At 71.6% G+C, this 20,133-nt stretch carries 21 protein-coding genes, 5 tRNA genes and 1 pseudogene; 8 read left to right on the forward strand and 19 right to left on the reverse strand.

Features of this window, described 5'->3' with window-relative positions; genetic code table 11:
* Nucleotides 1–192: 192 nt before the first annotated feature.
* From rpmB to ACGH2B_RS06175, 3 genes are all read left to right on the forward strand, one after another.
* On the forward strand, nucleotides 193–378 hold the full coding sequence (gene rpmB, locus ACGH2B_RS06165) for a 50S ribosomal protein L28 (RefSeq protein WP_030287328.1): 186 nt from the start codon (nucleotides 193–195) through the stop codon (nucleotides 376–378).
* A gap of 369 nt (nucleotides 379–747) precedes the next feature.
* Nucleotides 748–2,112, forward strand: coding sequence for a bifunctional o-acetylhomoserine/o-acetylserine sulfhydrylase (locus tag ACGH2B_RS06170; protein WP_399085286.1), 1,365 nt, complete (start codon nucleotides 748–750; stop codon nucleotides 2,110–2,112).
* Entirely contained in the window at nucleotides 2,109–3,263 is a 1,155-nt protein-coding gene (locus ACGH2B_RS06175) for a homoserine O-acetyltransferase (RefSeq protein ID WP_399096757.1), read from the forward strand. Before ACGH2B_RS06170 ends, ACGH2B_RS06175 begins: the two co-directional genes overlap by 4 nt.
* Nucleotides 3,264–3,971: 708 nt before the next feature.
* On the opposite strand, the gene thiD is transcribed toward ACGH2B_RS06175, so the two are convergent.
* Entirely contained in the window at nucleotides 3,972–4,775 is an 804-nt protein-coding gene (gene thiD, locus ACGH2B_RS06180) for a bifunctional hydroxymethylpyrimidine kinase/phosphomethylpyrimidine kinase (RefSeq protein ID WP_399085289.1), read from the reverse strand.
* 10 nt (nucleotides 4,776–4,785) lie between these two features.
* Entirely contained in the window at nucleotides 4,786–5,796 is a 1,011-nt protein-coding gene (locus tag ACGH2B_RS06185; protein ID WP_399085292.1) for a thiamine-phosphate kinase, read from the reverse strand.
* 155 nt (nucleotides 5,797–5,951) lie between these two features.
* Between ACGH2B_RS06185 and ACGH2B_RS06190 the strand changes: the two genes are divergently transcribed.
* Both ACGH2B_RS06190 and ACGH2B_RS06195 read left to right on the forward strand, forming a co-directional pair.
* A complete protein-coding gene (locus tag ACGH2B_RS06190; protein ID WP_399085295.1) occupies nucleotides 5,952–6,185 on the forward strand; it encodes an Lrp/AsnC ligand binding domain-containing protein in 234 nt (77 codons plus the stop codon).
* 8 nt (nucleotides 6,186–6,193) lie between these two features.
* Complete coding sequence (locus ACGH2B_RS06195; RefSeq protein ID WP_399085298.1) at nucleotides 6,194–6,682, forward strand: DUF3515 domain-containing protein; 489 nt, start codon at nucleotides 6,194–6,196, stop codon at nucleotides 6,680–6,682.
* Between the two features lie 32 nt (nucleotides 6,683–6,714).
* Here the strand turns inward: ACGH2B_RS06195 and ACGH2B_RS06200 are convergent, their stop codons facing one another.
* The 3 genes from ACGH2B_RS06200 to ACGH2B_RS06210 form a co-directional block, all read right to left on the reverse strand.
* Nucleotides 6,715–7,851, reverse strand: coding sequence for a D-alanine--D-alanine ligase family protein (locus ACGH2B_RS06200; RefSeq protein ID WP_399085301.1), 1,137 nt, complete (start codon nucleotides 7,849–7,851; stop codon nucleotides 6,715–6,717).
* Nucleotides 7,852–7,967: 116 nt separating this feature from the next.
* The gene (locus tag ACGH2B_RS06205; RefSeq protein ID WP_399085304.1) at nucleotides 7,968–8,969 is read right to left on the reverse strand and encodes an NAD(P)H-dependent glycerol-3-phosphate dehydrogenase; all 1,002 of its coding nucleotides are present in this window, start codon (nucleotides 8,967–8,969) and stop codon (nucleotides 7,968–7,970) included.
* Nucleotides 8,966–9,775 carry a lysophospholipid acyltransferase family protein gene (locus tag ACGH2B_RS06210; RefSeq protein ID WP_399085307.1) on the reverse strand — a complete coding sequence of 270 codons (810 nt, stop codon included), beginning with the start codon at nucleotides 9,773–9,775 and terminating at the stop codon, nucleotides 8,966–8,968. Before ACGH2B_RS06210 ends, ACGH2B_RS06205 begins: the two co-directional genes overlap by 4 nt.
* A 162-nt stretch (nucleotides 9,776–9,937) precedes the next feature.
* On the opposite strand from ACGH2B_RS06210, the pseudogene cofC reads away from it, so the two are divergent.
* Nucleotides 9,938–10,558, forward strand: a pseudogene (gene cofC, locus ACGH2B_RS06215) (2-phospho-L-lactate guanylyltransferase); the annotation flags it as partial.
* A 39-nt stretch (nucleotides 10,559–10,597) separates the two neighbouring features.
* Here the strand turns inward: cofC and ACGH2B_RS06220 are convergent.
* From ACGH2B_RS06220 to leuC, 5 genes are all read right to left on the reverse strand, one after another.
* Complete coding sequence (locus tag ACGH2B_RS06220) at nucleotides 10,598–10,801, reverse strand: hypothetical protein (RefSeq protein ID WP_399096760.1); 204 nt, start codon at nucleotides 10,799–10,801, stop codon at nucleotides 10,598–10,600.
* A 116-nt stretch (nucleotides 10,802–10,917) separates the two neighbouring features.
* Entirely contained in the window at nucleotides 10,918–11,610 is a 693-nt protein-coding gene (locus ACGH2B_RS06225) for an HU family DNA-binding protein (RefSeq protein ID WP_399085310.1), read from the reverse strand.
* A gap of 124 nt (nucleotides 11,611–11,734) precedes the next feature.
* Entirely contained in the window at nucleotides 11,735–11,980 is a 246-nt protein-coding gene (locus tag ACGH2B_RS06230; RefSeq protein WP_399085313.1) for a hypothetical protein, read from the reverse strand.
* A gap of 135 nt (nucleotides 11,981–12,115) precedes the next feature.
* Complete coding sequence (gene leuD, locus ACGH2B_RS06235; RefSeq protein WP_399085316.1) at nucleotides 12,116–12,709, reverse strand: 3-isopropylmalate dehydratase small subunit; 594 nt, start codon at nucleotides 12,707–12,709, stop codon at nucleotides 12,116–12,118.
* Between the two features lie 6 nt (nucleotides 12,710–12,715).
* A complete protein-coding gene (gene leuC, locus ACGH2B_RS06240; RefSeq protein ID WP_399085318.1) occupies nucleotides 12,716–14,146 on the reverse strand; it encodes a 3-isopropylmalate dehydratase large subunit in 1,431 nt (476 codons plus the stop codon).
* A 173-nt stretch (nucleotides 14,147–14,319) separates the two neighbouring features.
* Between leuC and ndgR the strand changes: the two genes are divergently transcribed.
* Nucleotides 14,320–15,036, forward strand: coding sequence for an IclR family transcriptional regulator NdgR (gene ndgR / locus ACGH2B_RS06245; RefSeq protein ID WP_026169203.1), 717 nt, complete (start codon nucleotides 14,320–14,322; stop codon nucleotides 15,034–15,036).
* Between the two features lie 95 nt (nucleotides 15,037–15,131).
* Here the strand turns inward: ndgR and ACGH2B_RS06250 are convergent, their stop codons facing one another.
* Nucleotides 15,132–15,611, reverse strand: coding sequence for a DUF4188 domain-containing protein (locus ACGH2B_RS06250; protein WP_399085321.1), 480 nt, complete (start codon nucleotides 15,609–15,611; stop codon nucleotides 15,132–15,134).
* 72 nt (nucleotides 15,612–15,683) lie between these two features.
* Here ACGH2B_RS06250 and ACGH2B_RS06255 point away from each other — a divergent pair, with 72 nt between their 5' ends.
* Entirely contained in the window at nucleotides 15,684–16,325 is a 642-nt protein-coding gene (locus ACGH2B_RS06255; RefSeq protein ID WP_399085324.1) for a MerR family transcriptional regulator, read from the forward strand.
* Between the two features lie 93 nt (nucleotides 16,326–16,418).
* Here ACGH2B_RS06255 and ACGH2B_RS06260 read toward each other — a convergent pair.
* From ACGH2B_RS06260 to ACGH2B_RS06295, 8 genes are all read right to left on the reverse strand, one after another.
* Nucleotides 16,419–16,491: transfer RNA gene (locus ACGH2B_RS06260), tRNA-Glu, on the reverse strand.
* A 40-nt stretch (nucleotides 16,492–16,531) separates the two neighbouring features.
* Nucleotides 16,532–16,603, reverse strand: a tRNA-Gln gene (locus tag ACGH2B_RS06265).
* A gap of 16 nt (nucleotides 16,604–16,619) precedes the next feature.
* A tRNA-Glu gene (locus tag ACGH2B_RS06270) sits at nucleotides 16,620–16,692 on the reverse strand.
* A gap of 63 nt (nucleotides 16,693–16,755) precedes the next feature.
* Nucleotides 16,756–16,828, reverse strand: a tRNA-Glu gene (locus ACGH2B_RS06275).
* Nucleotides 16,829–16,879: 51 nt separating this feature from the next.
* Nucleotides 16,880–16,951, reverse strand: a tRNA-Gln gene (locus ACGH2B_RS06280).
* A 395-nt stretch (nucleotides 16,952–17,346) separates the two neighbouring features.
* Nucleotides 17,347–18,828 (reverse strand): glutamate--tRNA ligase, encoded by a 1,482-nt coding sequence (gene gltX, locus ACGH2B_RS06285; RefSeq protein ID WP_399085327.1) that lies wholly within the window; start codon nucleotides 18,826–18,828, stop codon nucleotides 17,347–17,349.
* The gene (locus ACGH2B_RS06290; protein WP_399085330.1) at nucleotides 18,821–19,582 is read right to left on the reverse strand and encodes a fumarylacetoacetate hydrolase family protein; all 762 of its coding nucleotides are present in this window, start codon (nucleotides 19,580–19,582) and stop codon (nucleotides 18,821–18,823) included. Before ACGH2B_RS06290 ends, gltX begins: the two co-directional genes overlap by 8 nt.
* A gap of 81 nt (nucleotides 19,583–19,663) precedes the next feature.
* Entirely contained in the window at nucleotides 19,664–19,852 is a 189-nt protein-coding gene (locus ACGH2B_RS06295) for a hypothetical protein (protein ID WP_399085333.1), read from the reverse strand.
* Nucleotides 19,853–20,133: the final 281 nt, after the last annotated feature.

Here is a 20,133-nt window from a genome sequence, read left to right on the forward strand (position 1 = left end):
GCGGTCACACCGGGAGCCCGGGGCGGGGGCCGGAGCGCGCATGGTAGTTTCGTTCTACGGACGCGGCCGTTGTATGCTGCTCCGGTTGCCCGGTGCGAATCGGGCCATTCCTCTCCTGGCGACGCCGGTCGGTCAATGCACTCGGCCCGTCAGGATTCACCGTAAGTGCATCTGAAGTCTTTGGAGTGACCCGTGGCTGCCAACTGCGACGTCTGCGGCAAGGGGCCGGGCTTCGGCAAGAGTGTCTCTCACTCGCACCGCCGTACCAACCGTCGTTGGAACCCCAACATCCAGACGGTTCGTGCCGTGGTCGAGCGTACGCCGAAGCGGCTCAACGTCTGCACCTCGTGCATCAAGGCCGGCAAGGTCTCGCGCTGACGTCTTCGCCGTAGCGCAGCCGAGCCGGTTGCTTGACGAGAAGCCGGTCCACCGTAAGGTGGGCCGGCTTCTTGCCGTTGCCGTACGGGGGTGTGGCTGGGTGGACGGCGCACCGTGCGGACCGCCCCGTACGGGCGGGTGCGCGGGGCCGGTCGCCGGCTCCGCGCACGGTGCGCACTGTTGCCGCGTCATGGGTGCCGTATTGCCGTCCATTACGGGCGGGCGCGGTGCGTTGCGCGGTCGTTGCGGTTCCGTGGCCGGGTGGCGGTACCGCTTCCGGGGCGTTCCTCGCCGCCCCTAGTGTCCGGGTCCCGGACACGGCACTCCCCTGCCGGGTCCGTCCGTCACCCACCGTGCGAGGACCGTTTCATGAGCCAGCCCGTCGACTCCGTCACCGCAGGACACCCCACCGACGACCGTGCCGCGGCCGAGGATCCGTCCGCCGCGTGGTCCTTCGAGACCCGGCAGATCCACGCGGGCGCGGCGCCCGATCCCACCACCGGGGCCCGCGCGGTGCCGATCTACCAGACGACGTCCTTCGCCTTCCGGGACACCCGGCACGCCGCTGATCTCTTCTCGCTCGCCGAGCCCGGCAACATCTACACCCGCATCCACAACCCCACCCAGGACGCCCTGGAGCAGCGGGTCGCCGCGCTGGAGGGTGGCGTCGCGGCCGTCGCGCTCGCCTCCGGGCAGGCGGCGGAGACGCTGGCGCTGCTGACGCTGGCGGGCGCCGGTGATCACATCGTGGCCTCGTCCTCGCTGTACGGCGGGACGTACAACCTGTTCCGGCACACGCTGCCGCGGCTGGGTGTGGAGGTGTCGTTCGTCGACGATCCGGACTCCGTCGCCGCCTGGGAGGCGGCCGTACGCCCCACGACGAAGGCGTTCTTCGCGGAGACGCTGGGCAATCCGCGGGGCAACGTCCTCGACGTCCGGGCGGTCGCGGACGCGGCGCACGGGGCGGGCGTACCGCTGATCGTCGACAACACGGTGCCGACGCCGTATCTGCTGCGGCCCATCGAGCACGGTGCGGACGTGGTGGTGCACTCGGCGACGAAGTTCCTCGGCGGGCACGGCACCACGCTGGGCGGTGTGGTGGTCGACGCGGGCACCTTCGACTTCGGGGCGCACGCCGAGCGGTTCGCGTCCTTCCACACCCCCGACCCGAGCTACCACGGGCTGCGCTACTGGCCGGATCTGGGCCCCGGCGCGTTCGCCGTGAAGCTGCGGGTGCAGTTGCTGCGCGACATCGGTCCGGCCATCGCGCCGCACTCCGCGTTCCTGCTGCTCCAGGGCATCGAGACGCTCAGCCTCCGCCTGGAGCGGCACACCGCGAACGCGCAGGCGCTCGCCGAGTGGCTGGAGGGGCGCGACGAGGTGGCGGCGGTGCACTACCCGGGGCTGGCGTCCAACCGCTGGTACGAGGCGGGGCGGACGTATCTGCCGCGCGGGGCGGGCGCGGTGCTCTCGTTCGAGCTGCGCGACGGTGTCGAGGCGGGCAAGAAGTTCGTCGACGCGGTGCGGCTCTTCAGCCACCTCGCGAACATCGGTGACGTACGGAGCCTGATCATCCATCCGGCGTCCACCACCCACAGCCAGCTCGACGAGGAGCAGTTGGCGGCGGCGGGCGCGGCGCCCGGCCTGGTGCGGCTCTCCGTGGGGCTGGAGAGCCTGGAGGATCTGCGGGCCGATCTGGAGGCGGGGTTCCGGGCCGCGAAGGCGGCGTCCTGAGCGTCGGTGCGCCAGGCCGTGCCCTCCCGCCCGCCTCCGGGGCGTGGCGGGAGGGCGACCCGCCGGGCCGCCGCCGGTGGGTGACGCTGTCCGGCGCGCTGCCGCTGGAGTCCGGCGGCGCGCTGCCGGGCGTACGGCTCGCGTACGAGACGTGGGGCACGCTCGCCCCGGACGCCTCGAACGCGGTGCTGGTGCTGCACGCGCTGACCGGCGACAGCCATGTGGCGGGCCCGGCGGGGCCCGGCCATCCCACCGCGGGCTGGTGGGACGCGCTGGTCGGGCCGGGCGCCGCGCTGGACACCCGGCGGTGGTACGTGGTGGCGCCCAATGTGCTGGGCGGCTGTCAGGGCAGTACGGGTCCGGCGTCGCCCCGTCCGGGCGGCACGGGGCGGTGGGGGCCGGACTTCCCGCCGCTCACACCGCGCGACCAGGTCGCGGCCGAGGCGCGGCTGGCCGACGCGCTGGGCATCGCGCGGTGGGCGGCGGTGATCGGCGGCTCCATGGGCGGCATGCGGGCCCTGGAGTGGGCGGCGGGGCTGCCGGAGCGGACCGGGGCGCTGCTGGTGCTGGCGTGCGGGGCGGCGGCGTCGGCGGAGCAGATCGCGTGGGGCGCGGTGCAGACGGCCGCGGTGCGCGCCGATCCGGGCTGGCGCGGCGGGCGGTACCACGACGCCCCGCACGGTGCGGGCCCGCACCGCGGGCTGGGCATCGCCCGGCGGATCGCCCATCTCACGTACCGCAGCGAACCGGAGCTGGCGGACCGCTTCGGGCGGCGCGCGCAGCCCGGCGAGGACCCGTGGCGCGGCGGGCGGTACGCGGTCGAGTCGTACCTCGACCACCACGCGGACAAGCTGGTGCGGCGGTTCGACGCGGGGAGCTACGTCACGCTCGTCGAGGCGATGAACGCGCACGACGTGGGGCGCGGACGGGGCGGCGTGGCGGCGGCCCTGGCGCGGGCGCGGATGCCCGCGCAGGTCGCCGGAGTCGCCTCCGACCGGCTCTACCCGCCCGCGCAGCAGGCCGAGTTGGCGTCCCTCCTCCCCGGCGCGGGCCCGCCCCGCATCCTCGACTCCCCCGCCGGCCACGACGGTTTCCTCACCGAGACGGAACAGGTGGGTGCGGTGGTACGGGAGGTGCTGGAGCGGGGGTGAGACGCGCCCCGCTCCGCCCCGTGCCGCCGCACGGGGCACGCACAAGGCCCGGACACGGGCAGGCGCGAACCCTCCCCCCCGGCCCGAGGCCCCCCGCACGACGAAGCCCGGCACGAGGCGAGAACGGAACCGAGAGCATCGATCGGCCCGTACGGACCAACGCATGAGGCGGGGCGGAGACCTCCGCACGGGGCGGGACGAGGCGGGGCGCGGAGCGGAGCGGACGCGAGAACACCGCACGGGGCGGAGAGCGTCGGCCCGTACGAACCAACGCACGGGACAAGACGGAAACTCCGCACGGGGCGGAACCAGACGGGGCACGGAGCGGAGCGGACACGAGAACACCGCACGGGGCGGACGCCGGCTCACCCCACGGGGCGGACACGAGAACACCGCTCAGGGCCGACGCCGGCTCACCGCACGGGGCGGAACCAGACGGGGCACGGAGCGGAGCGGACACGAGAACACCGCACGGGGCGGACGCCGGCTTACCGCACGAGGCGGACACGGGCTCACCGCTCAGGGCGGACGCCATCTCACCGAACGGGGCGCAACCGGACGGGGCACGGAGCGGAGCGGACGCGAGCTCACCGCTCAGGGCGGACGCCGGCTCACCGCACGGCGCAGTTGCCCGGCCCCGTACCGCACTCCCCGTACCGCACTCCCCGCACCAGGCAGGAGCCCGGCGCGAGGCCGTATCCCGCCCCCTCACGCTCGCCCGCGCCACCGCCAGCCGTGGTCCACCGGGCCGATGCCGCCGCCCAGGCGGAAGCCTGCGGCGAGCGCCCCCGTGACGTACTCCTTCGCGGCGGTGACGGCCTGCGGGACGGTGTCGCCGTGGGCGAGGCGGGCGGCGACGGCGGAGGCGAGGGTGCAACCGGTGCCGTGGGTGTGGCGGTTGTCGTGGCGCGGGGCGCGCAGCCAGTGTTCCTCGGCGCCGTCGGTGAGCAGGTCGACGGCGTCGGCGGTGCCGGGCAGATGGCCGCCCTTGATGAGCGCCCAGCGCGGGCCGAAGGCGAGGACGGCGTCGGCGGCGCGGCGCATCCCGCTCTCGTCGGCGGTGCGGAGTCCGGTGAGCTGCGCCACCTCGTCGAGGTTGGGTGTGGCGACGGTGGCGGTCGGCAGCAGCTTGGTGCGGACCGCGTCCAGGGCGGTCGCGGCGAGCAGCGCGTCGCCGTGCTTGGAGACACCCACGGGGTCGACGACGACGGGCACGGTCAGCTCCGCGAGGAGGGCGGCGACGGTCTCCACCAGCTCCGGCGAGGCGAGCATCCCGGTCTTCACCGCCTGGACGCCGATGTCGTCGACGACGCTGCGGAACTGTGCCCGCACCGCCTCGGCGGGCAGCTCCCAGGCGCCCTGGACGCCGCGGGAGTTCTGCGCGGTGACGGCGGTGAGCACGCTCATGCCGTGGGTGCCCAGCGCCAGCATCGTCTTCAGATCGGCCTGAATCCCCGCGCCGCCGCCGGAGTCGGAGCCGGCGACGGTCAGGACGCGTGGTGGGGTCTGCACGGCGCCGAATCTACCGGCCGCCGCCGGGCGCCGCGGAGCCGCCCCGGGGCGGGGACCCGGCGTCGCCGTTGTCCCCGAAGTGGTCCCAGCCGGCCCGCGCCCAGGGCGCGCCGTCCACCGTCACCTGCGGCAGCGCGGCGGGGTGCAGGACCTCGCCGATGACCTTCCAGCGGGCGGGCAGCTTCACGTCGGGCGGGAACGTCGCGACGATCGCGTGGTCCTCCCCGCCGTTGAGCACCCACTGCATGGGGTCGACGCCGACGGCGGTGCCGATGTCGGACATCTGCGTCGGGATGTCGATCTTGGTGGAGGCGAGGTCGATACGGACCTTGCTGGCCTCGGCGATGTGCCCGAGGTCGGCGACGAGGCCGTCGCTGACGTCCGTCATGGCGGTGGCGCCCAGCCGGGCGGCCGCCGGGCCCGCGTGGTACGGCGGTTCGGGCCGCCGGTGCGCCTCGACGAAGGCGCGCGGCGAGCGGAACCCGCGGGTCAGCACCGCGTACCCGGCCGCCGACCAGCCCAGCCAGCCGGTCACCGCGACGACATCGCCGGGCTGCGCGCCGCCGCGGGTCACCGGCTCGGCGTTGCGCAGATCGCCGAGGGCGGTGATGGCGACGGTGATGGTGTCCCCGCGGACGACGTCACCGCCGACCACCGCGGCACCGGCGACCTGGCACTCGTCGTGCAACCCGTCCATCAGCTCGGTCGGCCAGGTGGCGGGGAGCTGCGCGGGAACGACCAGGCCCAGCAGGATGGCGGTGGGGACGGCGCCCATGGCGGCGATGTCGGCGAGGTTCTGCGCCGCGGCCTTCCGCCCGACGTCGTACGCGGTGGACCAGTCGCGGCGGAAGTGCCGGCCCTCCAGGAGGATGTCGGTGCTGGCGACGACCCTCCGGTCCGGCGCGGTGACCACCGCGGCGTCGTCACCCGGACCGATGCGTACCGCCGGGGTGGGGGTGATGCGGGAGGTCAGCTCCCGGATCAGCCCGAATTCCCCCAGCTCGCCCACGGTGCCCTTCATGCTGTCGCCCTTCTCCTGCGTACGGCCGGTCCGTACTCCGCTGGCCTGGGCGCCGCACCGGCCGTCACCGCGCGGATCTCCCCGCTCCGCTCGGTGACGCGGTACCGTGGCGTCCCTTCTTCCCCCATGATCCTCGAAGCCGCCCTGGAGGCCCCGTGGTACAGGCGTACATCCTGATCCAGACCGAGGTCGGCCGGGCCTCGGCGGTGGCGGAGGTGATCGCGCAGATCCCCGGTGTGCTGACGGCCGAGGACGTGACCGGTCCCTACGACGTCGTCGTCCGCGCGCAGGCGGACACGGTCGACGAGCTGGGCCGGATGGTCGTCGCCAACGTGCAGCGGGTGGAGGGGATCACCCGCACCCTGACCTGTCCGGTCGTCCATATCTAGCTCCCCGTATGCTCGGCCGGGTGATCTCGTCTCGCCGCTGGTTGCCGGTCCTGCCGTCGCTCGCCGTGCTCTGCGCGGCGGGCTGTTCGTCCGCGGCCGAGGTCACCCCGCCCGCGCCCGAGGGAGCGGCGGCCGGGTACTGCCGGGCCCTCCACAAGGAGTTGCCGGGCACCGTCGACGGGCTGGCGCGCAGGAGCACCGGGCCCGCGTCGGAGTACACCGCCGCCTGGGGCGACCCCGCCGTACAGCTTCGGTGCGGGGTACCCAAGCCGGGCACGTTGACGTCCGGGAGTGAACATTACAACCCCACCGCCGACGCGGCGGACGTCAACGGCGTCTCGTGGTTCCTGGAGAAGCGCGACGACGGTTACCGCTTCACGACGGTGCTGCGCAAGGCGTATGTCGAGGTGACGGTGCCGGGGAAGTACGCCCCCGAGGTCAACGCCCTCACCGATCTCGCCGCCGCGGTGAGGAAGACCGTGCCCGAAGGCGTCTGAGCCGGGCCCGCGGCGGGCGGGCCCGGAAGCGGTCAGCGCAGGCCGGTCGAGCGGGTCAGCGCCGCCTGCAGGAGCCGGTCGATCAGCTCCGGGTAGCTCACACCGCTCTCCTGCCACATCCGCGGGTACATCGAGATGGGCGTGAAGCCGGGGAGCGTGTTGATCTCGTTGATCACGAACTCGCCGTTCTCCTGGAGGAAGAAGTCCGCGCGGACCAGCCCCTCGCAGGACGCCGCCTCGAACGCCGCGACGGCCAGCTCCTGGACGCGGGCGGTCTCCTCATCGGTGAGCGGCGCGGGCACCAGACCCGCCGCCGAGTCGATGTACTTCGCCTCGAAGTCGTAGAAGTCGTGGGCGGTGACCGGCGGGATCTCCGCCGGGACGCTGGCGCGCGGACCGTCGGCGAACTCCAGCACCCCGCACTCGATCTCGCGGCCGCGCAGCAGCGACTCGACGATGACCTTCGGGTCGTGGCGCCGCGCCTCCTCGAGCGCCGCGTCCAGCCCGTCGACACCGTCGACCTTGGTGATGCCCATGGACGAACCGGCGCGGGCGGGCTTCACGAAGAGCGGCCAGCCGTGCTCGGCGGCGAAGTCCACGATCTTCTTACGGGCGGCCTCGGGGCCGCGCTCCCACTCCCGCGGCCGGATGACCTCGTACGGGCCGACCGGCAGCCCGAAGGAGGTGAACACCCGCTTCATGTAGTCCTTGTCCTGGCCGACGGCGGAGGCGAGGACACCGCAGCCGACGTAGGGGACGCCGGAGAGTTCCAGCAGGCCCTGGAGGGTGCCGTCCTCGCCGTAGGGGCCGTGCAGCACGGGGAAGACGACGTCGACCTCGCCCAGCGCCTTGGGGACGGAGCCCGGTTCGCTGTAGACCAGCTCGCGGTGGGTCGGATCGACGGGCAGGACGACGGCGCCCTCGTCGGACTCGGCCAGCTCGGCGACGTTCGGCAGCCGGCGGTCCGCGATGGCCATCCGCTCCGGGTCGTCGGAGGTCAGCGCCCAGCGGCCGTCGGTGGTGATACCGATCGGCAGCACGTCGTACTTCTCACGGTCGATGGCGCGCAGGACGGCTCCCGCGGTGACCACGGAGATGGCGTGCTCGGAGCTGCGGCCACCGAACACGACGGCGACGCGGGGCTTGTGGGGAGGGGTCTGGCTGCTCATATCGGCTTGAGGGTACCTGCTGGTCGATACGGAGTCGGCGCGGCGGCGGCCGTGCGCGGCGCCGTGTCCGGGTGCCGCGCACGGGGCGGGGCGGGACGGGCGCCGCGCGCGGGCCGTCAGTGCCGTTCGGACTTGGCGCTGCGTCCCATCAGCTCCTTGAGGGCGACCATCGGCGGTTTGCCCTCGTGGACGATGTCGAAGACCGTCTCGGTGATCGGCATGTCGACGCCGTGGCGGCGGGCCAGATCCCGTACGGATTCGCAGGACTTGACGCCCTCGGCGGTCTGCTTGGTCACCGCGATGGTCTCGGCCAGGCTCATCCCGCGGCCGAGGTTGGTGCCGAAGGTGTTGTTGCGCGACAGCGGCGAGGAGCAGGTGGCGACGAGGTCGCCCATCCCGGCCAGGCCCGCGAAGGTGTGCGCGTCGGCGCCCATGGCGAGGCCGAGGCGGGTGGTCTCGGCGAGACCGCGGGTGATCAGCGACGCCTTGGCGTTGTCGCCCAGCCCCATGCCGCCCGCGATGCCGACGGCGAGCGCGATGACGTTCTTCACGGCACCGCCCAGCTCGCAGCCGACGACGTCGGTGTTGGTGTACGGGCGGAAGTACGGGGTGTGGCAGGCGGTCTGGAGCCGCCGGGCGACCGCCTCGTCGGCGCAGGCGACGACCGCGGCGGCGGGCTGCCGGGCCGCGATCTCCTTGGCGAGGTTGGGGCCGGTGAGGACCGCGACGCGCTCGGCGGGGACCTTGGCGACCTCCTCGATGACCTCGCTCATCCGCTTGGCGGTGCCCAGTTCGACGCCCTTCATCAGCGAGACCAGGACGGTGTCGGCGGGCAGCAGCGGCGCCCAGGCGGCGAGGTTGTCGCGCAGCGTCTGCGAGGGCACGGCGAGGACGGTGAAGTCGGCGCCCGCGGCGGCCTCGGCGGGGTCGGTGGTGGCCCGCACGGACGCGGGCAGTTCGACCCCCGGCAGGTAGTCGGGGTTGGTCCGGTCCGTGTTGATCGCGTCGGCGACGGCGGCGCGGCGGCCCCAGAGGGTCACCTCGCAGCCCGCGTCACCGAGGATCATCGCGAATGCGGTGCCCCAGGACCCCGTGCCGTAGACGGCGCAGCGCGTCACTTGCCTTCATCCTCCTGTGCCTGCTGGGTGCTTCGGGCCGGCTCGGCGGCGGTCGCCGCCCGGGCCGCTTCACGGGCGGCGCGCCGTTCGCGCGCGAGCGCGCGGCGCGGGTCGAACAGTTCGGCGGGCGGGTTCTCGCCCCGAACCTCCGCGAGCTGCGCGGTGATCGCCGCCATGATCGTCTCGGTGACCTCGCGGAGCACCTCGGCGGTGGGCTCCTTGTCGTGGTACGCGCTGAGGTCGACCGGCGGTCCCGCCTGCACCCGCAGCGTCTTGCGCGGCAGGAAGTGGACCTTCTTCTCCTTGGCGTACGGCGGCATGACCTCGTTGGCGCCCCACTGCGCGACGGGAATGACCGGCGCCTTCGTGAGCAGCGCCACGCGCGCCGCGCCGGTCTTGCCCCGCATCGGCCACTGCGCCGGATCGCGGGTGAGCGTGCCCTCGGGATAGAAGGCGACGCATTCGCCCTTCTCGATGGCGTTGACGGCGGCGCGGAAGGCATTGGCGGCGTCGGTGGTTTCCCGGTACACGGGGATCTGTCCGGTGCCGCGCATCATCAGCCCGACAAAGCCGCTGCGAAAGAGTCCGGACTTGGCGAGAAAACGGGGAACGCGCCCGGTGTTGTACTGATAGTGCGCGTACGACAGCGGGTCGAGATACGAGTTGTGGTTGACGGCGGCGATAAATCCACCGTCGGCCGGAATGTTCTCCATTCCTCGCCAGTCCCGCTTGAACAGAACCAGGAGCGGCGGTTTGCAGATGACCGCGGCCAGGCGGTACCAGAAGCCGATTCTGCGGCGGGACACGTGGACACCCTCCTTGTGGGGACCTGCTGAGCTGCTGCGAGCCGGCAGCCGCACAAGTGTCGCCCCAGGTACCCGCTATGTCGAGAACACCGTAACCCCGCGGTCCTCGGCGAGCTGCGGCAGCAGGGAAAATCGAAGCCTGTGCGAGGAGACGGAGTGGATGTGGGCTGGAGTCTGGTCGTACCGCTGAAGCCGCTGGTGCGGGCCAAAAGCAGGCTTTCCCCCGCGGTCGGTGAGGAGTTCCGGCCCCGGCTGGCGCTCGCTTTCGCCCTGGATACCGTCGGCACCGCGCTGGCCTGCGCCGACGTCACGGATGTGGCGGTTGTCACGGACGATCCACGGGCCGCCGCCCCGCTCGCGGCGCTCGGCGCGCGGATCGTGCCCGACACCCCCGCCCGCGGCCTCAACGCGGCGCTGGCCCACGGTGCGGCCACGGTCCGGGCGCGGCGTCCGGGCGCGGCCCTCGCCGCCCTCAACGCCGATCTGCCGGCGCTGCGCGCCACCGAACTGGAAGACGTACTGCAAAGGGCCGCGCTATTTCCGCGGGCTTTTCTCGCCGATGCGGCGGAAATAGGAACGACGCTTCTCACCGCGCGTTCCGGTACGGAATTGGCACCCGCATTCGGCGGCCGTTCGCGGGAGAGGCATCTGGCGTCGGGGGCGCGGGAGATCACCGGGCGGGCCGGGTCGGTGCGCCGGGACGTGGACACCGGCGACGACCTGCGCGAGGCGCTGGCGCTCGGGGTGGGCGCGCACACGGCGCGGGTGGCGGCGGCGCTGGCCGGGGCGGCGGGCGCCGCGGGGCCGTCCGCCGCGGCGCCTTCAGAAGGTCTGGAGCGTCAGGAGTGTGATCCGGCGGGCGTCGCCCTCGCCGGTGGTTTCGATCCGCACCCGCTGGCCGGGGCGCAGCAGGCGCAGGCCCCCGGCGTCGAAGGCGGCGGCGTCGAAGGGCACGGGGGTGCCGTCGTCGAGCAGCACGCTGCCGGAACGGGAGTCTGCGTCGTAGGTGTACGCGGTGGCCTGCATGGCCTTGAGCCTAAGGGAGACCACCGGGCCCGGTGAACCGGCGCCGGTGCCACGCGCCGCGGGCCGGGCTCCCCGGAGGGAGACCGGCCCGGCGCGAGGCGTCATCGCTCGGGGGATTACCGCTTGCGGGCGGTGGTCTTCTTCGCGGCGGTCTTGCGTGCCGTGGTCTTCTTCGCGGGGGCCTTCTTCGCGGTGGTCTTCTTCGCGGGCGCCGTCTTCTTCGCCGTGGTCTTCTTGGCGGCGGTGGCGGTCTTCTTCGCCGGGGCGGCCTTCTTCGCGGTGGTCTTCTTCGCCGCCGTGGTCTTCTTGGCGGCGGCGGTGGTCTTCTTCGCCGGGGTCGCCTTCTTGGCGGTGGTGGTCTTCTTCGCGGCGGTGGTCTTCTTCGCCGCGGCGGTCGTCTTCTTCGCCGTGGTCTTCTTGGCGGTGGTGGCCTTCTTGGCGGCCGCCTTCTTCACCGTCGTCCGCGTGGAAGCGCCGCCCGAGAGGCTGCCCTTGGGTGCCTTCTTGACGGCCACATCGTTCTTGGGGAGCTTCTTGGAACCGCTCACCAGGTCCTTGAATCCCTGGCCCGCGCGGAAACGCGGCACCGAGGTCTTCTTGACCCGCACGCGCTCGCCGGTCTGCGGGTTGCGGGCGTAACGGGCCGGGCGGTCGACCTTCTCGAACGACCCGAATCCGGTGACCGAAACGCGGTCGCCGGCGACAACTGCACGGACGATTGCGTCCAGTACGGCGTCCACCGCGTCCGCGGCGTTCTGACGGCCACCGAGCTTGTCGGCAATGGCTTCTACGAGCTGCGCCTTGTTCACGTCTTCCCCTTCGGAGACATTGCTGGAACGATAGATTCCAAGCTTTTTCGCACGTTAGGCAGATATATACCGCAAATCAAACACGAAACGGGCTAATCACCCTTGTGCCGCAACGCACTCGACCTCACGCACTTCCGTCGGTGTGCACGTCCTGGGGATAACGACCTTCGTCGAGGTCGGTCATGAACCGCTCCAGACGCCTTGCCGCGTTCGCAAGATCGTGTTGTGCCGCGGCCGTGATGACGAGCAGCTTCCGGGTCAGCGCCATCCGTACGCCCTCCGGGACTTGCAGTGTCCGCACTCTTGCGTGTGCGTCCTTGAGCTGGTCGGCGACGTAACCGTAGAGCTGGAGTTGGCCGTCGCGTTCCATGCGCTAATTGTGCCATCTGCGGCGAGTTGTCGCTTCACGGGGCCTCAACAGACGCCTGAACACGCCGATGCGCCCCCTGCCAACTGCACAGGGGGCGCATCGTACGCAATATGTCTTTGAGCCAAAAGCCCGAGGTCAGGCCGCCTGGGTCCGCGGCTTGAATGCGGGCCTGTTCGCCTCGTACGCGGCGATGGCCGGCTCCTCCCGGAGGGTGAGGCTGATGTCGTCCAGCCCCTCCAGCAGACGCCACCGCGCGTTCTCGTCCAGCGCGAAGTCGGCCTCCACACCCGGGGCGAGCACCTTGCGCGCGACCAGGTCGACGGTCACCTCGGCGGTGGGGTCCTCCTCGGCCAGGTGCTGCAGCCGCTCGACGGTCTCCTGCGGCAGGACCACCGTCAGCAGGCCGTTCTTGAGGGAGTTGCCGCGGAAGATGTCCGCGAACCGCGAGGAGATGACGGCCTTGAAGCCGTAGTTCTGGAGCGCCCAGACGGCGTGCTCACGCGAGGAGCCGGTGCCGAAGTCCGGGCCCGCGACGAGCACCGTGGCGCCCTTGTACGCCTCCTGGTTGAGGACGAACTGCGGGTCCTTGCGCCACGCCTCGAAGAGCCCGTCCTCGAAGCCGTCGCGGGTGACCTTCTTCAGCCAGTGGGCCGGGATGATCTGGTCGGTGTCGACGTTGCTGCGGCGCAGCGGCACGGCCCGGCCGGTGTGGGTGGTGAAAGCTTCCATGGTTCCTCAGACTCCCGCGGGCGTACGAACGTCGGTGTCGGCCAGGTCGGCGGGCGAGGCCAGGTGCCCGAGCACCGCGGTGGCGGCGGCGACCTGCGGCGAGACCAGGTGGGTGCGGCCGCCCTTGCCCTGCCGCCCCTCGAAGTTGCGGTTGGAGGTGGACGCGGAGCGCTCACCCGGCGCCAACTGGTCGGGGTTCATGCCCAGGCACATCGAGCAACCGGCGTGCCGCCATTCGGCCCCCGCCGCGGTGAAGACCTTGTCCAGCCCCTCCTCGACCGCCTGGAGCGCGACGCGCACCGAGCCGGGCACGACGAGCATCCGCACCCCGTCGGCGACCGAACGGCCTTCCAGGACCGAGGCCGCGGAGCGCAGATCCTCGATCCGGCCGTTGGTGCAGGAACCTACGAAGACCGTGTCCACACCGATCTCGCGCAGCGGCTGACCCGCCGTCAACCCCATGTATTCCAGGGCCTTTTCGGCCGCCATCCGCTCCGAGGCGTCCTCGTACGAAGCGGGGTCGGGGACGCTCGCGCTCAGCGGTGCGCCCTGGCCCGGGTTGGTGCCCCAGGTGACGAACGGCGCCAGCTCGGCGGCGTCGATGACGACCTCGGCGTCGAAGACCGCGTCGTCGTCGGTGCGCAGCGTGCGCCAGTACGCGACGGCGTCGTCCCAGTCGGCGCCCTCGGGAGCGTGGTCCCGTCCGCGCAGGTAGGCGAAGGTGGTGTCGTCCGGGGCGATCATGCCGGCCCGGGCGCCCGCCTCGATCGACATGTTGCAGATGGTCATCCGGGCTTCCATCGACAGCTTCTCGATGGCGGAGCCGCGGTACTCCAGGACGTAGCCCTGACCGCCGCCGGTGCCGATCTTCGCGATGATCGCCAGGATCAGGTCCTTGGCGGTGACGCCGTCGGGCAGCTCGCCCTCGACGGTGATCGCCATGGTCTTGAAGGGCGCCAGCGGCAGCGTCTGGGTGGCGAGGACGTGCTCGACCTGGCTGGTGCCGATGCCGAACGCCAGCGCGCCGAACGCGCCGTGCGTGGAGGTGTGGCTGTCACCGCAGACCACGGTGGTGCCCGGCTGCGTCAGTCCCAACTGCGGTCCCACCACGTGGACAACGCCCTGCTCGACGTCGCCCAGCGGGTGCAGCCGCACGCCGAACTCTGCGCAGTTCTTGCGCAGCGTCTCCAACTGGGTGCGCGAGACCGGGTCGGCGATCGGCTTGTCGATGTCGAGGGTCGGGGTGTTGTGGTCCTCGGTGGCGATGGTGAGGTCCGTACGGCGCACCTGGCGTCCGGCCTTGCGGAGCCCGTCGAACGCCTGCGGGCTGGTGACCTCGTGCAGCAGGTGCAGATCGATGAAGAGGAGGTCGGGCTCGCCTTCCGCGCGCCGGACGACGTGGTCGTCCCAGACCTTCTCCGCGAGTGTCCGTCCCATCGCTTTCCCTCCGGCCGGCCGCATCGCCGGCCCAACTCGTCCTGTGCGCACGGTCCCCGCACCCCCGTGTCGGGCCCCGCACCGGGCCCTGGTCGAGGGCCGTGGCTACAGAGTGACGACTTCCACGGAAAATTGAACTTGCGTTTCACACTGTGAGACGCAAGTATCGTTGCATGGACAACTCTAGCGGCGTCGGCGTTCTCGACAAGGCGGCTCTCGTATTGAGCGCTCTGGAGTCCGGTCCGGCCACCCTCGCCGGGCTGGTCGCGGCGACCGGGCTCGCACGACCCACGGCCCATCGGCTGGCCGTGGCTCTGGAACACCACCGGATGGTGGCGAGGGATATGCAGGGCCGGTTCATACTCGGCCCCCGGCTGTCCGAACTGGCCGCGGCGGCCGGTGAGGACCGCCTGCTGGCGACGGCCGGACCGGTGCTCACACATCTGCGCGACGTGACGGGCGAGAGCGCCCAGCTCTACCGTCGCCAGGGCGACATGCGGATCTGCGTGGCGGCGGCGGAACGGCTGTCCGGCCTGCGGGACACCGTCCCCGTAGGCTCCACCCTCCCCATGAAGGCCGGCTCCGCGGCGCAGATCCTCATGGCGTGGGAGGAGCCCGAGCGGCTCCACCGCGGCCTCCAGGGCGCCCGCTTCACCGCCACCGCGCTCTCCGGTGTACGCCGCCGCGGCTGGGCCCAGTCCATCGGCGAGCGGGAGCCGGGCGTGGCCTCCGTCTCGGCGCCGGTCCGCGGCCCCTCGAACCGCGTCGTCGCCGCCGTCTCCGTCTCCGGCCCGATCGAGCGCCTGACCCGCCACCCGGGCCGGATGCACGCCCAGGCCGTGATCGACGCCGCCGCCCGCCTCTCCGAGGGCCTGCGCCGCACCGGCTGAGAGCCCCCCGCTCCCCCTACGGGCCGTGGCCCGGGGAACCCCCGCCGAAGGCGGCTCCCCGGGCCACGGCCCGCCTCATGCGCGCGCCGGGACCGTCAGGCACCCAGCCGCTCCGGGGCCTGCACCCCGTCCCGCAGCGACCGCACCCCGTACGCCGCGCCGAGCCCGTACGCGGTCATGTCCCCGTAGATCGTCTCGTAGCTCCCCGCCGGCACCACATAGGTCTCGTGCCAGATGCCGACGTGCCCCTCGCCCTGCCGCGCGCGGCGGTTGAACCGGGCCCACGCCGGGCGGTGCCGCCGCTCCGGCGCCACCGCGTACGCCAGCAGCTTCTCCTTGGACTCCCAGTACTGCACGACCTCGTACGACCGGGGCGGTGCGCCCACCAGCCGGTGGTGGAGCAGTCCGGCCGACCGGTCGCGGCCCAGCTCCTTCAGCATCCGCGGCATCGCGAGGAAGACCGGCAGCCACCGGTGGACCGCCCAGAAATGGTGTATCCGCATACCGATGAGAAAGATGACGACCTCCCCGTCGGTGTCCGCCGTGACCCGACCGGGATGAATTCCGCCGCTCATACTGCCCCCTTGTTGGATAGCGCCACTGCCCAATGATTGGATAGTGCCACTGTCCAGGAAGGGCCACAAGGGATGCGACTCTCCGAACTCAGCGAGCACAGCGGGGTATCCACCGCCACGATCAAGTACTACCTGCGCGAGCGCCTCCTGCCGCAGGGCAGGCGGATCACCGCGACGCGCTCCGAGTACGACGCCTCCCACCTGCGGCGCCTGCGCCTGATCCGGGCACTGATCCAGGTGGGCAAAGTGCCGGTGGCGACGGTCCGCGAGGTACTGGCCGCGGTCGACGACGACAGCCTGGGCCGCACCACCCGGCTGGGAGCGGCCCTGTGGGCCCTGCCCGGCGCCCCGGAGGCCGATCCGCACGCCCCCACGACACGCGAGGCCCAGGCGCTGGTGGAGAGCCTGCTGACGGAACTGGGCTGGGATTTCGCCCGCGCGATCGGTTCCCTCTCCCCCGCCTACCGCGCCCTGGTGACCCCGCTGGCCCGCCTCCTGGAACTGGGCTACCCGGTGACCGTGGCCGAACTCACGCCGTACGCACGGCAGATGGCGTCCGTCGCCGGCCATGACTTCGACGCCCTGGAGGCGCTGCCGGACGACGCGGAGCGGGCGGAGACGGCCGTGGCCGCCGCGATCCTCCGGGAGCCGGTACTGCTCGCCCTGCACCGGGTGGCGCAGGAAGAGGAATCGGCCCGCCGCTACGGATTGTGAGACGGAACACCGCGCGAAAGGCGCGCGGATTCCCTCCGGAATTCCGCAGACGAAAAAGGCCCCTGCCGAAGCAGGGGCCTTTTTCTCTATGCGTACCCCCGACCGGATTCGAACCGGCGCTACCGCCTTGAGAGGGCGGCGTGCTAGGCCGCTACACAACGGGGGCTTGCTTTTGCAGTTGAGCCACATCATGTGACTGTGCTGCGCTGGGCTACCAGGACTCGAACCTAGACTAAATGAACCAGAATCACTCGTGCTGCCAATTACACCATAGCCCATGGTGATTTAGACCAGTACCCCCGACCGGATTCGAACCGGCGCTACCGCCTTGAGAGGGCGGCGTGCTAGGCCGCTACACAACGGGGGCCCTAGCGATCCTCACATCGGCACATCCGGGAGCGACCCGAAGGTGACGGAAAGAAAGGATCTGTACCCCCGACCGGATTCGAACCGGCGCTACCGCCTTGAGAGGGCGGCGTGCTAGGCCGCTACACAACGGGGGCCTGATACTGCACTCAAGAGACCGCGAATTCCTCGATGAGGAAGATCTCTTGCTGGGCTACCAGGACTCGAACCTAGACTAACTGAACCAGAATCAGTCGTGCTGCCAATTACACCATAGCCCACCAGAACGCAACCCCCGGTGGGGATTTTGTTCGGCTTGCGCTTTCCGGCCGGGCCTCTCGGCCCTCCCGGGCGGCGCAGAAAGAACATTACCCGAAGGTGGACGGGGCTCCAAAACCGATAAGCCCGCGGAGCTGCGCGGGGGCTCCGTGCGGGGCCACGGGACGGCCCAGGGCGGCCCGGAGCGTCCCGGGCGACTCCAGGCGCCGACCGGGACGGCCGGGGCGCCCGGCGGGCCCGTCCCGGCCCTGTGCGGCCCGCTGTCCGGCGCCGGGGAACCGGACGACCCGATTCCCCCTGCGCGCGGAGTTCGCCCGCGTACGCCCGTCCCGTACGGAAAACGCCCCGGGGCCCGGAAGCGGACGGCTTCCGGGCCCCGGGGCGGGGCGGGTGCGGGTCAGGCCGCCGCGAGCTTGGCCAGGGCCGCGTCGATGCGGGCGAGGGTGCGCTCCTTGCCCAGGATCTCCAGGGACTCGAAGAGCGGCAGGCCGACGGTGCGGCCGGTGACCGCGACGCGGACCGGCGCCTGGGCCTTTCCGAGCTTGAGGCCGTGCTCCTCACCGGCGGCGAGGACGGCGTTCTTCAGCGCCTCGGGGCTGGTCCAGTCGGCGTCCAGCAGCTTGGCGCGGGCGGTGGTGAGCAGCGCCACCGGGTCGCCCTTCATCGCCTTCGTCCAGGACGCCTCGTCCTCGACCGGCTCCTTGCGGAACAGGAAGTCGACGTTGGCGGTGATGTCCGACAGGACCGTCAGCCGGGTCTGGGCGTGCGGGGCGATGGCCTCCCAGGCGGCCCGGTCGAAGTCCTCGGGCGCCCAGTTGGCGTGCGGGGCCGTCAGCCAGGGCTCACAGGCGGCGATGAAGGACGGGAGGTCCAGCCGCCGGATGTGGTCGGCGTTGATCGCCTCGGCCTTCTTGAGGTCGAAGCGGGCCGGGTTGGCGTTGACGTCCGCGATGTCGAACTTCTCGACCAGCTCGGCCACGGAGAAGATGTCCTGGTCGGCGGAGAACGACCAGCCCAGCAGCGCGAGGTAGTTGAGCAGGCCCTCGGGGAGGAAGCCGCGCTCGCGGTAGAGGTTGAGGGACGCCTGCGGGTCACGCTTGGAGAGCTTCTTGTTGCCCTCGCCCATGACGTACGGCAGGTGGCCGAAGGCGGGGATGTCCTTGGCGTAGCCCAGCTCGATGAGCGCCTTGTAGAGGGCGATCTGGCGGGGCGTGGAGGAGAGCAGGTCCTCGCCGCGCAGGACGTGGGTGATGTCCATCAGCGCGTCGTCGACGGGGTTGACGAGCGTGTAGAGCGGGGCGCCGTTGGCCCGGACGATGCCGTAGTCCGGGACGTTCTCCGGGGTGAAGGTCAGCTCACCGCGGACCAGGTCGGTGAAGGTGATCGGCTCGTCGGGCATCCGGAAGCGGATGATCGAGGCGCGGCCCTCGGCCTCGTAGGCGGCCTTCTGCTCCTCGCTCAGGGAGCGGCAGGTGCCGTCGTAGCCGGAGGGCTTGCCGGCCTTGCGGGCGGCCTCGCGGCGGGCGTCCAGCTCCTCGGTGGTGCAGTAGCAGGGGTAGGCGTAGCCGCCGGCGAGCAGCTTGCCGGCGACCTCCTTGTAGAGGTCCATGCGCTGCGACTGGCGGTAGGGCGCGTGCGGGCCGCCGATCTCGGGGCCCTCGTCCCAGTCGAAACCCAGCCACTTCATGGAGTCCAGAAGCTGCTGGTAGGACTCCTCGGAGTCGCGGGCCGCGTCGGTGTCCTCGATGCGGAAGACCAGGGTGCCCTGGTGGTGGCGCGCGAACGCCCAGTTGAACAGGGCGGTGCGGACCAGTCCCACGTGGGGGTTGCCGGTCGGGGAGGGACAGAAACGGACGCGGACGGGGGTCGCGTTAGCCACGCTTGATCACCTTGTTGGTGAGAGTGCCGATGCCTTCGATGGTGACGGCGACCTCGTCGCCGACGGTGAGCGGGCCGACCCCGGCCGGGGTGCCCGTGAGGACGACGTCGCCGGGGAGCAGCGTCATCGCCTCGGTGATGTGGACGATCAGGTCCTCGACGGAGCGGACCATCTCACTCGTCCGGCCCAACTGACGCTGTTCGCCGTTGACGGTGCACTGGATGGTCAGGTCGGACGGGTCCAGCTCGGTCTCGACCCAGGGGCCGAGCGGGCAGGAGGTGTCGAAGCCCTTGGCGCGCGCCCACTGCTTCTCGCGGCGCTGGACGTCACGCGCGGTGACGTCGTTGGCGCAGGTGTAGCCGAGGATGACGTCCTTGACGCGCTCGCGGGGCACCTCGCGGCACATCCGGCCGATGACGACGGCCAGCTCCGCTTCGTGGTGCACCTCCTCGGAGAAGGAGGGGTACGCGATGGGGTCACCGGGGCCGACCACGGAGGTGGAGGGCTTGAAGAAGGTGAACGGGGCGTCGGGGACGTCGTTGCCCAGCTCGGCGGCGTGGGCGGCGTAGTTGCGGCCGACCGCGACGACCTTGTTGGGCAGCACCGGCGGCAGCAGACGGACCTTGTCGAGGGGGACCTTCCGGCCGGAGCGCTCGAACTCCGCGAAGGGGTGTCCCTTGATGACGTCGATCTCGTCGTTCTCTAGGACGCCGAAGCCGACGTTGCCGTCGATGGAGAATCTGGCGATGCGCACGGGTGCCGCTGCCCCTCATTGATCACTGGCCGGAGTGGACACTCCAGGCTAACGCGGGGGCGCGGCCCGCCCGCTGCCGGATTACGCCGTGGTGTCCTGGCCGGGGGCGGTCATCAGGACGGTACGGCGGGGGTTGGCGGTCTGCGTGGGCAGCTCCGCGACGTGCTCCGGGGCCGGGGTGGCGGCGGTCAGCTCGTCGGCGTCCTTGAGGTGCGCCAGCGTGGTGCGCCGCGGGTTGGCTATGTTGCGGAACATCATCGTGGTCTTCACTGCTTCACGCCTCGCGTAGATCGGATGCATCGGACGGGGTGGCCGGTGCGGACCGCTGCCGATCGCTTTCCGCGGATGCACGGAATCACGGGAACGGGCAGGTCACGCGAGGTGCCCTGGACGCGCCGACCGTCTGTGTAAAGCATCAGACTAAGCGGGCCATTCCCTGCGATGCGGGGGGAAAGTCGCCGATCTCCTTGTGAGTTTCCTCACTGAGGGTGTGACAAATGCCGCAATTCCCATGATCAACATCAAGGGAGAAAAGGGGCATAGCCCTTCAG

The organism is Streptomyces sp. BBFR2, assembly GCF_044497305.1.
Classification (GTDB): Bacteria; Actinomycetota; Actinomycetes; order Streptomycetales; family Streptomycetaceae; genus Streptomyces.